We start from the raw sequence: 13,825 nt of genomic DNA, 5'->3' as shown, positions 1-13,825 counted from the left end.
GGCCCCGGACTGCCGTGACTGGCGGTGTCCACCGGTTTCCGGACCGGATTCTAGCGCCCCCGGAAGCCCAGAGCCTGCTCGATGTCGTCCTGAGCCACGGATTTCTGCGCGCCGGTAGCCATATCCTTGACCACGATAAGCCCTTTGTCCATCTCGTCCTGACCGAGCAGCAGGCAGGTTTTCACCCCCAGCTTGTTGGCCTGACGCATCTGGCTCTTCACGCTGCGCACGTCGAAGGATACCTCGCCCGAAAATCCGCGTTCGCGCAGACGCTGGGCCAGGAGCAAGGCCGTGTTCAGGGCCTGATCGTCCAGCACGGCCATGTAGAAATCCGGGTCGGAGACGCGGATTTCGCCGCACAGCAGGGCCAGCCGCTCCATGCCGCAGGCAAAGCCGATGCCGGGCAGATCCGGTCCGCCGAGCTGCCGGATCAGGCCGTCGTACCGGCCTCCGCCGGCCACGGCCGTCTGCGCCCCGATTTCTCCGGAAACCACCTCGAAGGTGGTCCGCTGGTAGTAGTCGAGCCCGCGCACCAGCCGGTCATTCAGCCGGTAAGAAAGCCCGGCGCTGTCGAGAATCCGCCGGACCTGTCCGAAATGTTCCGCGCATTCCGGGCACAGAGCGTCCACGATGCGGGGCGCGTCTTTCGTCAGCGTCCGGCATGCGGGCACCTTGCAGTCCAGCACGCGCAGCGGATTGGAAACCGCCCGGCGGGAGCAGTCCTCGCACAGCGCCGAGGTTTCCACGGAAGCCAGAAAGTCCCGCAGACGCTGATGAAAGACCGGCCGGCATTTCGGGCATCCCAGGGAGTTCAGCTCCAGCTCCAGGCCCTTCAGGCCCAGCCGGGACAAAAAGGTCCACAGCATGAGCACCGCTTCCGCATCCGCCTGGGGCGCGTTGGTGCCCAGAATTTCCACATCCAGCTGGTGGAACTGGCGCAACCGGCCCTTTTGGGGCCGCTCGTAGCGGAACATGGGACCGCAGGCGAAAAGCTTGGTCACGCCGTCCGACGGCGCGCCCGCTTCGATGAAAGCCCGCAGCACGCCTGCCGTGGCCTCGGGACGCATGGTCAGGGAGCGGCCCTTGCGGTCGGCGAAGGTGTACATTTCCTTCTGGACCACATCCGTTTCCTCGCCGATGGAACGGGCGAACAATTCCGTTTTTTCCAGGATGGGCACGCGGATTTCGCGGCAGCCGTAGGCGCCGAAAGTCTCCCGGGCCAGATTTTCCATATGTGTGTGGACCGTGCTCTCCGGGGTGAACAGGTCAGAAAAACCTTTAATTTTCTGGATTTTGGACATATTGGGTGGCAATCCTTCACATGCGCGGATAATGCGAAGCCCGCCGTCTGCGGCTTCGGCGGCACTCACGGAAAGTGAAATCAGCTAGTTGATAGACCTGTGATTGTCAAAGCGGGCATGCGGCAGACCCCTGCCCCGCCGGGCCATGCGGACGGCAACCGGCCCCGGCGGCCCGGAACGTCCGCGCGGTGAAAGCCCGGCCGTAAACAGAACCTTGCGGAGCGCATCGCTGAATCTATGTCCCCGACGTCTGCATCATTTACGGACACCATTGTCCTTGCGACCGGCAACGCCGGAAAAATCCGCGAACTTTCAGCCATGCTGGGCGCATGCGTGCCCGGCATCCGCGTACTGGGCCTGAAGGATTTTCCGGAGATCAGAGAGATTCCCGAAACCGGAACGACTTTCGAGGAGAACGCCCGCATCAAGGCCAGAGCCGTGGCCGAAGCCACAGGGCTGGTGGCCGTGGCCGACGACTCCGGCCTGGTCGTGGACGCTCTCGGCGGCGCGCCGGGCGTGTATTCGGCCCGCTACAGCGGAGAAGACGCCACGGACCAAAAAAACGTGGCCAAACTGCTGGATGCCCTGCGCGATGTGCCGGACGGCCAGCGTGGATGTCATTTTGCCTGCGTCATGCTCGCAGCCGCTCCATCCGGACGGGAACTGTCGGCTCACGGCCGGTGGAGCGGGCGGGTGGTCCGGGAGCGGGCAGGCACGGGCGGCTTCGGCTACGATCCTGTGTTTTTTGACGATGAACTGGGCATGACCGCGGCGCAGATGCCCCCCGAGGTAAAAAACGCCCGCAGCCACAGAGGCCGGGCCGTGGCGGCGCTTTTGCGGGACTGGCCCGGATTCTGGAAACACGTCCAAACGGAACGGGAGGGATAACATGTGTGGAATTATCGGATACACCGGCCACAGACCGGCCATTCCGGCCATCGTTGAGGGGCTTCGCCGCCTCGAATACCGGGGCTACGACTCTTCCGGCGTGGCCTACGAGGAAGGCCGGGAGCTGCGCGTGGTCCGGGCCGAAGGCAAGCTGAACGCGCTGGACCAGAAAATTTCCGGCCTGGACACGGCAGGCTCCGTCTGCGGCATCGGCCATACCCGCTGGGCCACGCACGGCCTGCCCGTGGAGCGCAACGCCCATCCGCACATGGACGGCGAAGGCCGCTTTGCCCTGGTGCACAACGGCATCATCGAGAATTACGCGGAGCTCAAAGCCGAACTCATGGCCGAGGGAGAAACCTTCCAGTCTGAAACGGACACGGAAGTGCTGGTGCATGTCATCGCCAAGGGCGTGCGCCTGACCGGCGATGTGCGCCAGGGCATTTCCTGGGCTCTGGACCGGGTAGACGGCGCCTACGCCTTCGCTCTTCTGAGCCGCGAGCATCCCGGAAAAATCTGGGCCAGCCGCAAGGCCAGCCCGCTGCTCATGGGCATCGGCACGGGCGAGAATTTTCTGGCCTCGGACATTCCGGCCTTCCTGCTCTACACCCGTGAAGTGGTCTTTCTGGACAACGGCGAGCTGGCCGAGGTGGAAGCCGGGTCCTGGCGGGTCTTCGACGTCCGGAGCCTGGAGGAGAAGGACAAGACGCCCCAGCATATTGCCTGGGACGTGCAGGCGGCCCGGAAGGACGGCTACAAGCATTTCATGCTCAAGGAGATCTTCGAGCAGCCCAAGGTCGTCCGGGACTGCCTGGCCGGGCGCATCCAGCGGGGGCGGGTCACATTGCCGGAGCTGGAAGACATGCCCGTTCCGGACCGTCTGACCATCGTGGCCTGCGGCACATCCTACCACGCCGGCCTGTGGGCCAAGTATCTGCTCGAAGCCTGGGCCAGAATCCCGGTGCAGGTCGAGATCGCCTCTGAATTCCGCTACCGGGACAGTGTTTTCCTGCCCGGCGACGCGGTACTGACCATCAGCCAGTCCGGCGAAACCGCCGACACCCTGGCCGCCATCCGCATCGCCCGCGAGGCCGGAACGCCCATTCTCGGTCTGTGCAATGTAGTCGGTTCTTCCATTGCGCGGGAATCGGACCGGGTGGTGTACACCCAGGCCGGGCCGGAAATCAGTGTGGCCTCCACCAAGGCCATGTGCAGCCAGATGGTGCTGCTTCTGCTGATGGCCCTGTTCTGGGGCGACCGCAAAAAGACCCTGCCTACAGATGTCCGGGAGCGCTGCCTGGAAGCCCTGACCCGGCTGCCGGACATTCTGGAGGCCCAGCTGCCCGCCCTGCGCGACAGGGCCGGAAAGCTGAGTCAGGAATACGCCGACGCCCGGAGTTTCTTTTTCCTGGGCCGGGGGCTTTACTTTCCGCTGGCCATGGAGGGAGCCCTCAAGCTCAAGGAAATTTCCTACATTCACGCCGAAGGTTACGCGGCCGGAGAAATGAAGCACGGATCCATTGCGCTCATCGACGCCCATTTTCCGACCTTCGCCATGGCCTTGAACGACGAACTGCTCCAGAAGGTGGCCTCCAACCTGCAGGAAGTGCAGGCCCGGGGAGGCCGGGTCATCGCTCTGGTCAATCCCGGCGCCTCTCTGGATGCAGATGACCCGTGGGTGCTGCCGGAAGTCTGGGGCCCGCTGAAGAGTTTTCTGGTGCTGCCCGCGGTGCAGCTTTTCGCCTACGAGACGGCCGTGTACCTGGGTAAGGATGTGGACCAGCCCCGGAACCTGGCCAAAAGCGTCACGGTGGAATGAGCGGACCGGGGGAACCAGAGTTTGCATCGTATGATTTTTCATTCTGGCAGTAGCAGCATCCACACATAACGCCTGTTCTTTGACGATTTGGCGGCTACGTCAAAATGAATCCAAACCCTGGCATGGCCCTGCCGGAGCTCCTGCCTCGAAGAATTGATCTGTTGAAGTCACGCGCGGCCGGAAATGCCAGCCGACAATAAAGACAAGAAGAAGTCATGAACGGAGAGACCCACACCCAGCTGGCCAGTTTTATCTGGTCCATCTGCAACCTGCTGCGTGGCCCCTACAAGCGCAACGAGTACCGCAAGGTCATCCTGCCGCTGACGGTGCTGCGCCGCTTCGAGTGCCTGCTCGAACCGACCCGGCAGGCCGTCATTGAAGAATTCCAGTCGCTGAAGACCAAGCCCGAAGGTGTTCAGCGGGCGCGGTTGCAGCAGGTCTCCGGACACCGTTTCTACAGCCTGTCGAGGATACGGCTCGCTCTGCCGGGCGAAAAGATTCATTCGCTGCTGGACGACCCCAACAATCTCGCACCAAATCTGAACAGCTACATCAACGGCTTTTCTTCCAACGTCCGTGACATCATGGAGCGGTTCAGGTTTGGCGAACAGATCGCCCACATGGCGGAAAAGAACATCCTCTTCGAGGTGGCCAAGGCCTTTGCGGGGATAGACCTTTCGCCTCAGCGGGTGGACCAGATGCTGATGGGCTATGTGTTCGAGGAACTGATCCGGATCGGCGCGGAACAGTCCAACGAAGAGGCCGGGGAACATTTCACGCCGCGTGAGGTGATCAAACTGATGGTCAACCTGCTGCTGGCACCGGAGGGGGATCTGGCCAAGAGTGATGTGGTCAAGACCATCTACGATCCCGCCTGCGGCACCGGCGGCATGCTCTCGGTGGCTGAGGAGTACATCCGCCACCTCAACCGCGACGCCCGCCCGCATCTCTATGGACAAGACTGGAACGACGAAGCCTGGGCGGTGTGTAAATCCGACATGCTGATCAAGGGCGAGGACGCCGACAACGTCATCCTCGGCGACACCTTCACCGCCGACGGCTTTGAGCGTACTTCCGACGGCAACAAGTGGACCTTCGACTACATGCTGGCCAATCCCCCCTTTGGCGTGGAGTGGAGGCAGCAGCAGAAATACATCAACCAGGAGGCCGATATCTTGGGCTTTTCCGGGCGCTTCGGCGCAGGCACCCCGCGCATCAACGACGGGGCGCTGCTTTTCCTGCAGCACATGATCTCCAAGATGCGCCCTGCCGAGAAAGGCGGCAGCCGCATCGGCATTGTTTTCAACGGTTCGCCGCTTTTCACCGGCGATGCCGGCAGCGGCGAGAGCGAAATCCGCCGCTGGATCATCGAAAACGACTGGCTGGAGGCCATCGTCGCCCTGCCGGAACAGCTTTTCTACAACACAGGTATCGCCACCTATATCTGGGTTATCACCAACCGCAAGGTCAAAGAACGCAGAGGCAGGGTGCAGCTCATCGATGCCCGCAACTTCTGGGTTCCGATGGAAAAGTCGCTGGGCAACAAGCGCCGCCGTATCGGCGACCCGCAGGACAAGGCCAAAGACCCGGATCATATTGCCGAGATCACCCGCATCTACGAGAGTTTCCAGGATGGCGAGACCCGCACCTTCCTCCTTGACGGCAGGGAGAAGGAACTCGTGGTCAGCAAGCTGTTCGACAACGATGACTTCGGCTACCACAAAATCACCGTCGAACGCCCCTTGCGCCTCAACTTCCAGGCTACAGAGGAGCGCATTGCCCGGCTGGAAGAACAGACCGCCTTCAAGAATCTCGCTTCCAGTAACAAGAAGAATGAAACCGTCCGCCAGCAGGAGATCGAGGCAGGCAGGACTCGTCAGCAGGCCATCCGCGATCTGCTGACCGCCTTTGCCGGAGAGCATGGCGAGACAATGTGCAAGGATCGTAAACAGTTTCTGCTGAGTCTGCGCAAGGCAGAGCGCGCACGGGGCGTCAAACTCTCCCCGTCCGAGCTGAAAGCGGTGCTCGCCGCCTTGGGTGAGCGGGACGAGACCGCCGAGATCTGCAAAGACAAGAAGGGCGATCCGGAACCGGATACCGAGCTGCGCGATACCGAGACCGTACCGCTGCAAGAACGCATCGAGGAATACTTCCAACGCGAGGTGCTGCCCCACGTGCCTGATGCCTGGATCGACCACAGCAAAACCAGGGTCGGTTTTGAGATTCCTCTGAACCGCCACTTTTACCGTTACGAACCGCCGCGCGAACTGGCCGAGATCGAGGCCGAAATCAAGAATCTGGAAGGTGAGATTCTTGAACTGCTCCGGGAGGTGACGGCATGAGCCAAATCATCGAATTCCTGACCCCACGTATGGTTGGCCGGCGTTTTGACGAACACGCCATTCCATTGGAGTTACTTAAAGATTTGGCTGTGCTGGGGGAGATGCTCATTGAGGTTGCCAAATGGTGCTACCTGCGGGATCACCCTGAGCGCAAGCGCTCTCCCAGAGGCTTTACCGATGGCGTCGCTCTTAAGCTGTCCGGTGTCGGTGAAGGTAGCGCCGCACCCCGGTTAAGCCTAGTTGTTGAACAGCCACAACTCTTTTCATTCTTTCCATTTCGACCGCAGGCCCAGACCTATTTCGAACAAGCCCGTACACATTTAATTGGCGCAATTAATGCCGCCGAGCACAATGAGCCGGTCACCCAACATCTTCCCGAGGAGCTGTTGGCCTACTTCGACCGCATTGGTCGCGGCCTGCGCGATGACGAGGCCATTGAATTCGCACCTCAGGAGGCCGACCGCAAGGCCCGACTCACCAGAGTCACGCGCCGCAAGCTGGTGCTGACCTCCAGTCAGATGCAGGAGCTCACCGAAGAAGTCATTCTGCGCGGCAGTATCCCCGAAGCCGACCAAGGCAAGATGACCTTCGAACTTCAGGTTATCAACGGCCCCCGTGTGACCGCCCCCATCGCAGGCCAGCATCTATTGACCGTGATGGAAGCCTTTAACGGCTACAAACAGGGTGCACGTGTGCTCCTCCAGGGCATCGGGCGCTACAGCCGTTACGACCGGCTGCAAAGCTTGGAAACCGTTGAGCACCTCAGTCTGCTGGACAGTAATGACATCGCCGCCCGCGTGGAAGAGCTTAAATCGTTACGCCACGGCTGGCTGGATGGTAAGCAGGGCTTTGCGCCCGACAAGGCAGGTCTTGACTGGTTGGCAGAGACGTTCCAGCGCAACTATCCGGATGAACTGCCCCAGCCTTATCTCTACCCGACCGCAGAAGGCGGCGTGCAGGCCGAATGGTCGCTGAATGATTGGGAGATCAGCCTTGAAGTCGACTTTGAACGGCATCAGGGCCAATGGCATGCGCTGAATATGTCCAATGAGCAGGAAGAGGAGCGGACACTCAACCTGAATGAACCCGCTGACTGGCAATGGCTGTCAAAGGAAATCACTGAGCGGACCGGGGTGACGCGTGAATAACAACACCTTTTTGCTACGCCAGATTCACCCCGGTTTCGTGCAAAATGGGCGGGCCTCCTCCCAGGCCTTCCGTCCCACACCCAAGGATGAACAGAAGCTCTCCGTCTACGACGGCGACCAGATTACCCCGGCCGATGCCTTTGAGCATTACACCAAGACCCTCAAGCTGGGCAGCAGCGGTGTGCTGGCTGTATCCATGGCAGAATGCAGGGCGCTCGACCTGCCCGTGACGCCAGATCCAGCCTCTTTTCCGGAACATGTGCTGATCGATTTTTCCGCCTACGGCAAGAGCGCAACCGAAAAAAAAGCCAAACTCCTCAAGGCAAAAGCGGAAGTGCGCGGTTGGCTCTATCAAGAACTCACGCCATGAATATGCTGGATGATCAATCTCCCTACTTCCTCAAATACCTGCCAGGACGGACCAGATGAACAGGCAAATTTTATTTGACGGTCATTTGATGGATGACCCCTTCTTGATGAGGTGGGACGGCATTAACTGTCGAAATAACAATGAGTTATCCTCAAGGGGTTTATTTGATGGCTGTTTGACTGAGGGGGGCGTCCTGAGCTGGATCAAAGCGGAAATGGGTCCACGGAAAACACGGAACGACACGAAAAGGAATGCTCTTTTCCGTGAGTCTCGTGCCTTTCGCCGACAGAAAAAGGGACTGGCATGAGGTATCCGGTCTATCCCGAATATAAAGAGAGCGGCGTCCAGTGGCTGGGGCAGGTTCCGGAGCATTGGGAGGTGAAGCGGCTGAAAAAGGCTGCCCATCTGAATGACAGAAAAGTTGAGGCCGACGAGGAGAGCCCCGTTCCGTATATTGGCATGGAAAACATTGAATCATGGACAGGAAAGCTGCTGCCCATTGATCGTGATATTGTTCCATCTGGTGTTGCCAATCGATTCACTGCGAAAAATACCCTGTTCGGCAAACTCCGGCCATACTTAGGCAAGGCATATAATCCTGATTTTGATGGGCTATGTTCGACCGAATTGCTGGTGATCGAAAGTGAGGGTTTTGATCGGAGAGCCTTGCTTTATTGGCTATTGACGGATGGCTTCATCGAGCTAGTTGATTCGTCCACTTATGGGTCGAAGATGCCACGCACCAACTGGGATTTTATCGGCAACTGTCTATTGCCAGTTCCCCCTCTCCCCGAACAGACCGCCATTGCCGATTTTCTCGACCGGGAGACAGGGAGGATCGACACGCTGGTGGCGAAGAAGCGGCGGCTGATTGCGCTGCTTAAGGAGAAACGCACAGTACTCATCTCCCGCACCGTCACCCGTGGCCTGCCTGCATCAGTGGCCCGCGCATTCGGCCTTGAACCCCACACCCGCTTCAAGGATTCCGGCATTGAATGGCTGGGGCAGGTGCCGGAAGGGTGGGAGGTGACGGCACTGAAATGGCGGATCAGAACAAAAAGTGGAGACGGCATACCCACCTTCGAGGTTTCTCCCGAAAAAAGTGTAGATGCCAACATCCCAGTAATAGGGGGGAATGGCATTATGGGTTATTGCTCTTCAGCCAATTCAAATACTCCAGTTCTCGCTGTTGGGCGTGTGGGAGCTCTTTGTGGAAATGTCCACGAAATCAATTATTCTGCGTGGATTACAGATAACTCACTGGTTTTAACCGTCCAACGAAACACTTTTGACCTCAAATATCTGGCATCTGTACTCCGTACAAGAAATCTGAATGAGATAGCCGATAAAACTGCCCAACCGCTAATCACGGGAACCAGAGTGCGAGCCGAATTTGCGCCAGTTCCTCCTCTCCCCGAACAAACCGCCATCTCCACCTACCTTGACCGCGAAACGGCCAAAATTGACCGGCTGGTGGAGAAGATCGAACTGCTCATCAGCCGCTTGCAGGAATACCGCGCCGCGCTCATCACCGCCGCCGTGACGGGCAAAATCGATGTGCGGAGCTGTACCAGCCAAGAGGTCAGCACATGAAGTTCGAAACATTCAAGGCTGGTCAATGGAAGAAGCGTTACCAGTACAAAAGCTTCGAACCTGTGCCTGTTAATCACGAGTGGACCTGGGAAGACCCCACCATAAACACCCTGCTGGAGCAGGCCACCCGCGCCTTAGGTGAGTTGAACGCTTTTTCTCTGATCGTGCCGGATGTCGACCTGTTCATCGAAATGCATGTTCTCAAGGAGGCCCAGACCTCCAGCAAGATCGAGGGCACCCAGACCGGCATCGACGAAGCCCTGATGCCCGAAGAACAAATCCGGCCGGAAAAGCGCGATGACTGGCGGGAAGTGCACAACTACATTGAAGCGGTCAACACAGCCATCGCCAAACTGCAAACCCTCCCGCTCTCCAACCGGCTGCTCAAACAGACCCATGCCATCCTCATGCAGGGGGTGCGGGGGGAACACAAACAACCGGGCGAATTCCGCACCAGCCAGAACTGGATCGGCGGTTCCAACTTGAGCGATGCCACTTTTATCCCGCCCCACCATGATGGGGTGACGGAATTGATGGGTGATCTGGAGAAATTCTGGCATAACGAGGAGATTGCAGTGCCGCATCTGGTACGCGCGGCCATCAGCCATTATCAGTTCGAGACCATTCATCCGTTTTTGGACGGCAACGGTCGTATCGGCCGTCTGCTGATTCCGCTCTATCTGGTCAGCCACGGTCTGTTGGCCAAGCCATCGCTCTATCTCTCCGACTTCTTCGAGCGCAACCGGGCCAGCTACTACGATGCTCTGATGCAGGTCCGCGTCAGTAACGATTTGATCCATTGGGTACGATTTTTCCTCAATGGCGTCGCCCAGACCGCCACCAAGGGCCGAGAGATATTCAGTCAGATTCTAACTCTGCGCACCGAAGTGGAACAGGCCGTGCTGGGGTTGGGCAAGCGTGCGCCGACCGTACGATCAGCTCTGAACCTGCTCTACCGAAAGCCTATTGTCAGCGCCGCCGATGTAGCGGAAACTTTGGAAGTCTCGACACCGACGGCCAATGCTGCCATCAACTCTCTCATAAAATTAAATATCTTGACTGAGGTCACGGGCCAGCAGCGTAGCCGTATCTACGTCTTTGATCGTTACCTTAAGCTGTTTGTTAGTTAAGGGAAATGCGTTTTCCTTAACTAAGATGTCCGCCAAGTAAAAGAAAAGGAAGGTCTCCATGTCCCAGACCACCGAAAAAGCCTTCGAGTCCTACGTGGAGCGGATGCTGCTGGCCAAAGGCTGGCAGCAGGCCGGTGTGGATGGCTGGGACAAAGAGCGGGCGCTGTTCCCGCAGGCGATCACCGATTTTATCGCCGCCACCCAGCCGCAGCTGTGGGAGATGATGCGCACCCAGCACGGAGAGCAACTGGAGGCGATGCTGTTGGCCGCTCTGGTCAGGGAACTGGCCATCAAGGGGACACTCCATGTGCTGCGCCACGGCTTCAAATTCTACGGCAAGACCTTTCGGCTGGCCTACTTCAAACCCGCCCACGGTCTGAATGAAGAGGTGCTGGCGCACTACCGGGCCAACCTGCTCACCGTCACCCGTCAGGCGCCCTGCCATCCGGGCGATCACGCCACTGTTGATCTGCTTTTCGCCGTGGGCGGCCTGCCGGTGGCGACCTGCGAGCTGAAGAATCCCTGGACCGGACAGAGCTGGCGCAACGCAGTACGGCAGTACAGGGAAGACCGCAATCCGCGCGCGCCGCTGTTTGCGTTCAAGCAGCGGGCGCTGGCGCACTTTGCCGCCGATCCGGACGAGGTGCACATGACCACCCGGCTGGCCGGGGACAAGACCTTTTTTCTGCCCTTCAATCGCGGCAGTCATCCCGGCGGGGTGCAGTGCGGCGCGGGCAACCCGCAGCACCCTTCCGGCTACCGCAGCGGCTATTTCTGGGAAGAGGTGCTGGAGCGCGAAAGCTTCCTCGACATTCTCGGCCACTTCGTTTTTCTTGAGAAGAAGCAGGAAAAGCTTGAAGACGGCAAGGGCGGCAGCCGCATGGTGACCAGGGAGACGATGATCTTCCCGCGCTATCACCAGCTTGACTCCACCCGTAAGCTGATCGCCGCCGCCCGCGCCGAGGGACCGGGGCAGAACTATCTGATCCAGCATTCGGCAGGCAGCGGCAAGACCAACTCCATCTCCTGGCTGTCGCACCGCCTGGCCAGCCTGCACGATATCGACGACCGCAAGGTGTTCGACTGCGTAATCGTCATCACCGACCGGCAGGTGCTCGACCGTCAGTTGCAGGACGCCATCTACCAGATCGAACACGCCCAGGGAGTGGTCAGGGCCATTGATCAGGATTCAAGGCAACTGGCCGAGGCATTGATCGACGGCACCAGGATCGTCGTCACCACCCTGCAGAAATTTCCGTTTGTACTGCGCGGTCTGCTCCACGTTGCCGGAGCCGGGGACTCGGATGCACCGGATGATGCGGCCAGGGTGCAGGCAACGGCCTGGGCAGCGGAGATCGGCAAGCGCCGCTACGCGGTGATCGTGGATGAGGCGCACTCCTCCCAGACCGGCGAGACGGCGCGGGAGCTGAAGGCGATTCTGGGCGCGAACATGGGGAGCAGCGGTGACGACGGAGAAATGGACTGGGAGGATCGCCTGAACGAGGTGATGGCTTCGCGCGGCCGGCAGCAAAACTTGAGCTTTTTCGCCTACACCGCCACCCCCAAGGGCAAGACGCTGGAGCTGTTTGGGCGCGTCGGCTCAAGCGGCAAGCCGGAACCTTTCCACCTCTACAGCATGCGGCAAGCCATCGAAGAGGGGTTCATCCTCGATGTGCTGCAGAACTACACGACCTACAAAACCTATTTCAAGCTGGTCAAAGCGGTGGAGGACGACCCCGACCTTCCGAAAAAAAAGGCGGCGCGGGCATTGGCCAGATTTCTGGTGCTGCATCCGACCAATATCGCCCAGAAGATCGAGGTGATCGTCGAACACTTCCGCAGCCATGTGCGCATCCATTTGGGCGGTCGGGCCAAGGCCATGGTGGTGACTGGTTCGCGTTTGCAGGCAGTGAAGTATATGGAGGCCTTCCAGCGCTATATCGGCGAGCGAGGTTATGACGATATCCGGCCGCTGGTGGCCTTCAGCGGCACGGTGCGCGATCCGGAAACCGGCCTGGAATATACCGAATCGGGGATGAACACCGATGTAGTGAGCGGCAAACCGATCAGCGAAAAACAGCTGCCCGGACGATTTGCCTCGCCTGATTACCAGGTGCTCTTGGTGGCCAACAAGTACCAGACCGGCTTCGACCAGCCTTTGCTCGTGGCCATGTACGTGGACAAGCGGCTGGACGGGGTGCAGGCGGTGCAGACCCTGTCGCGCCTCAACCGCATGGCGCCGGGCAAGGAGGCGCCCTTTGTGCTCGACTTCGCCAACGAGGCCGAGGACATCTACCGCGCTTTCAAACCTTATTACGACGCCACCAGCCTGCAGGAAAGCTCCGATCCCGCCCAGCTCGAACAGCTCAAGCACGAGCTGGACGCCTTTCAGATTTACCACGCAAACGAGGTGGAGGCCTTTGCCCGCATCTTCTATCGTACGCCGGGCAAACAAAACCCCGCCGACCATGCCTGTCTGCAGCGGCACCTGCAACCGGCGGTGGATCGCTTCAAGGCGATGAAAGACGAGGAGCAGCGCAGTGAATTCCGCGACAAGCTGAGCGGTTACGTCAAAGTGTACAGTTTTTTGAGTCAGATCATCCCCTATGCTGATCCCGACCTGGAGATGCTCTACAGCTTTGGCCGGTTCCTGCTGCCGCACCTGTCGCTGGAACGCGATACCAGTGTCGTCAAACTGGGCGACGAGGTGGACCTGCAGTACTACCGTCTGCAACGGATCTTTTCCGGAGCCATCGAGTTGCGCGAGGACAATGGTGAATACGGCGTGAAGAGTCCTACGGATGTGGGCACTGGAAAGGCCAGGGAGGAGAAGGCGCCGCTTTCCGAAATCATCGAGGTGCTGAACGACCGCTTCGGCACCAACTTTACCGAGGAAGACCGGCTGTTCTTCGAGCAGATCAAGGAGAAGGCCGCCAATACTCCGGAAGTGATCCGCCTGCGGCGGGCCAACCCTTTTGACAAATTCCAGCTGGGACTGCGCCAGATGCTGGAAGATCTGATGCTGCAACGCATGAACGAGAACGATAAAATCGTTTCTCGCTATATGGACGACAAAGCCTTTGAGGATAAGGCCTTTGCTGTGCTGTCCAAGGTCATTTACGACAGCATTCCGGCAACGGATGCCATGGATTTTGGTGGTGAGGGATGAAGATCTTGCCCTCCACTCGCCATTGCCAACCTCAGACTTCCGCGAGCATCCGGGCCAAGCGGAGT

The 13,825-nt window shown here is 59.3% G+C and carries 9 protein-coding genes; 8 read left to right on the top strand and 1 reads right to left on the bottom strand.

What is annotated here, in order from left to right:
* Window positions 1-50: 50 nt before the first annotated feature.
* Window positions 51-1,301, bottom strand: coding sequence for a histidine--tRNA ligase (gene hisS, locus AXF15_RS04830; RefSeq protein WP_066604041.1), 1,251 nt, complete (start codon window positions 1,299-1,301; stop codon window positions 51-53).
* A gap of 237 nt (window positions 1,302-1,538) precedes the next feature.
* Here hisS and rdgB point away from each other — a divergent pair, with 237 nt between their 5' ends.
* The 8 genes from rdgB (at window position 1,539) to AXF15_RS04785 (ending at window position 13,760) form a co-directional block, all read left to right on the top strand.
* Window positions 1,539-2,189 carry an RdgB/HAM1 family non-canonical purine NTP pyrophosphatase gene (gene rdgB / locus AXF15_RS04825; protein WP_066604039.1) on the top strand — a complete coding sequence of 217 codons (651 nt, stop codon included), beginning with the start codon at window positions 1,539-1,541 and terminating at the stop codon, window positions 2,187-2,189.
* 1 nt (window position 2,190) lies between these two features.
* Window positions 2,191-4,008 (top strand): glutamine--fructose-6-phosphate transaminase (isomerizing), encoded by a 1,818-nt coding sequence (glmS, locus tag AXF15_RS04820; protein ID WP_066604036.1) that lies wholly within the window; start codon window positions 2,191-2,193, stop codon window positions 4,006-4,008.
* Between the two features lie 215 nt (window positions 4,009-4,223).
* The gene (locus AXF15_RS04815; RefSeq protein ID WP_066604033.1) at window positions 4,224-6,350 is read left to right on the top strand and encodes a type I restriction-modification system subunit M; all 2,127 of its coding nucleotides are present in this window, start codon (window positions 4,224-4,226) and stop codon (window positions 6,348-6,350) included.
* Window positions 6,347-7,498 (top strand): hypothetical protein, encoded by a 1,152-nt coding sequence (locus AXF15_RS04810; RefSeq protein ID WP_066604030.1) that lies wholly within the window; start codon window positions 6,347-6,349, stop codon window positions 7,496-7,498. Before AXF15_RS04815 ends, AXF15_RS04810 begins: the two co-directional genes overlap by 4 nt.
* Complete coding sequence (locus AXF15_RS04805) at window positions 7,491-7,868, top strand: hypothetical protein (RefSeq protein ID WP_066604027.1); 378 nt, start codon at window positions 7,491-7,493, stop codon at window positions 7,866-7,868. Before AXF15_RS04810 ends, AXF15_RS04805 begins: the two co-directional genes overlap by 8 nt.
* A 303-nt stretch (window positions 7,869-8,171) precedes the next feature.
* On the top strand, window positions 8,172-9,461 hold the full coding sequence (locus AXF15_RS04795) for a restriction endonuclease subunit S (RefSeq protein ID WP_066604024.1): 1,290 nt from the start codon (window positions 8,172-8,174) through the stop codon (window positions 9,459-9,461).
* The gene (locus tag AXF15_RS04790; RefSeq protein ID WP_066604022.1) at window positions 9,458-10,591 is read left to right on the top strand and encodes a Fic family protein; all 1,134 of its coding nucleotides are present in this window, start codon (window positions 9,458-9,460) and stop codon (window positions 10,589-10,591) included. Before AXF15_RS04795 ends, AXF15_RS04790 begins: the two co-directional genes overlap by 4 nt.
* Before the next feature lie 58 nt (window positions 10,592-10,649).
* The gene (locus AXF15_RS04785) at window positions 10,650-13,760 is read left to right on the top strand and encodes a type I restriction endonuclease subunit R (protein ID WP_066604021.1); all 3,111 of its coding nucleotides are present in this window, start codon (window positions 10,650-10,652) and stop codon (window positions 13,758-13,760) included.
* Window positions 13,761-13,825 lie beyond the last annotated feature (65 nt).

Origin of the sequence: Desulfomicrobium orale DSM 12838, assembly GCF_001553625.1 — a bacterium.
Classification (GTDB): Bacteria; Desulfobacterota; Desulfovibrionia; order Desulfovibrionales; family Desulfomicrobiaceae; genus Desulfomicrobium; species Desulfomicrobium orale.
This window is presented reverse-complemented; position numbering and strand designations above follow the sequence as displayed.

Excerpts from the sequence above, each read along its gene's own strand:
- hisS (WP_066604041.1), bottom strand. The coding sequence starts at position 1,301 with ATGTCCAAAATCCAGAAAATTAAAGGTTTTTCTGACCTGTTCACCCCG.
- rdgB (WP_066604039.1), top strand. The coding sequence starts at position 1,539 with ATGTCCCCGACGTCTGCATCATTTACGGACACCATTGTCCTTGCGACC.
- glmS (WP_066604036.1), top strand. The coding sequence starts at position 2,191 with ATGTGTGGAATTATCGGATACACCGGCCACAGACCGGCCATTCCGGCC.
- AXF15_RS04815 (WP_066604033.1), top strand. The coding sequence starts at position 4,224 with ATGAACGGAGAGACCCACACCCAGCTGGCCAGTTTTATCTGGTCCATC.
- AXF15_RS04810 (WP_066604030.1), top strand. The coding sequence starts at position 6,347 with ATGAGCCAAATCATCGAATTCCTGACCCCACGTATGGTTGGCCGGCGT.
- AXF15_RS04795 (WP_066604024.1), top strand. The coding sequence starts at position 8,172 with ATGAGGTATCCGGTCTATCCCGAATATAAAGAGAGCGGCGTCCAGTGG.
- AXF15_RS04790 (WP_066604022.1), top strand. The coding sequence starts at position 9,458 with ATGAAGTTCGAAACATTCAAGGCTGGTCAATGGAAGAAGCGTTACCAG.
- AXF15_RS04785 (WP_066604021.1), top strand. The coding sequence starts at position 10,650 with ATGTCCCAGACCACCGAAAAAGCCTTCGAGTCCTACGTGGAGCGGATG.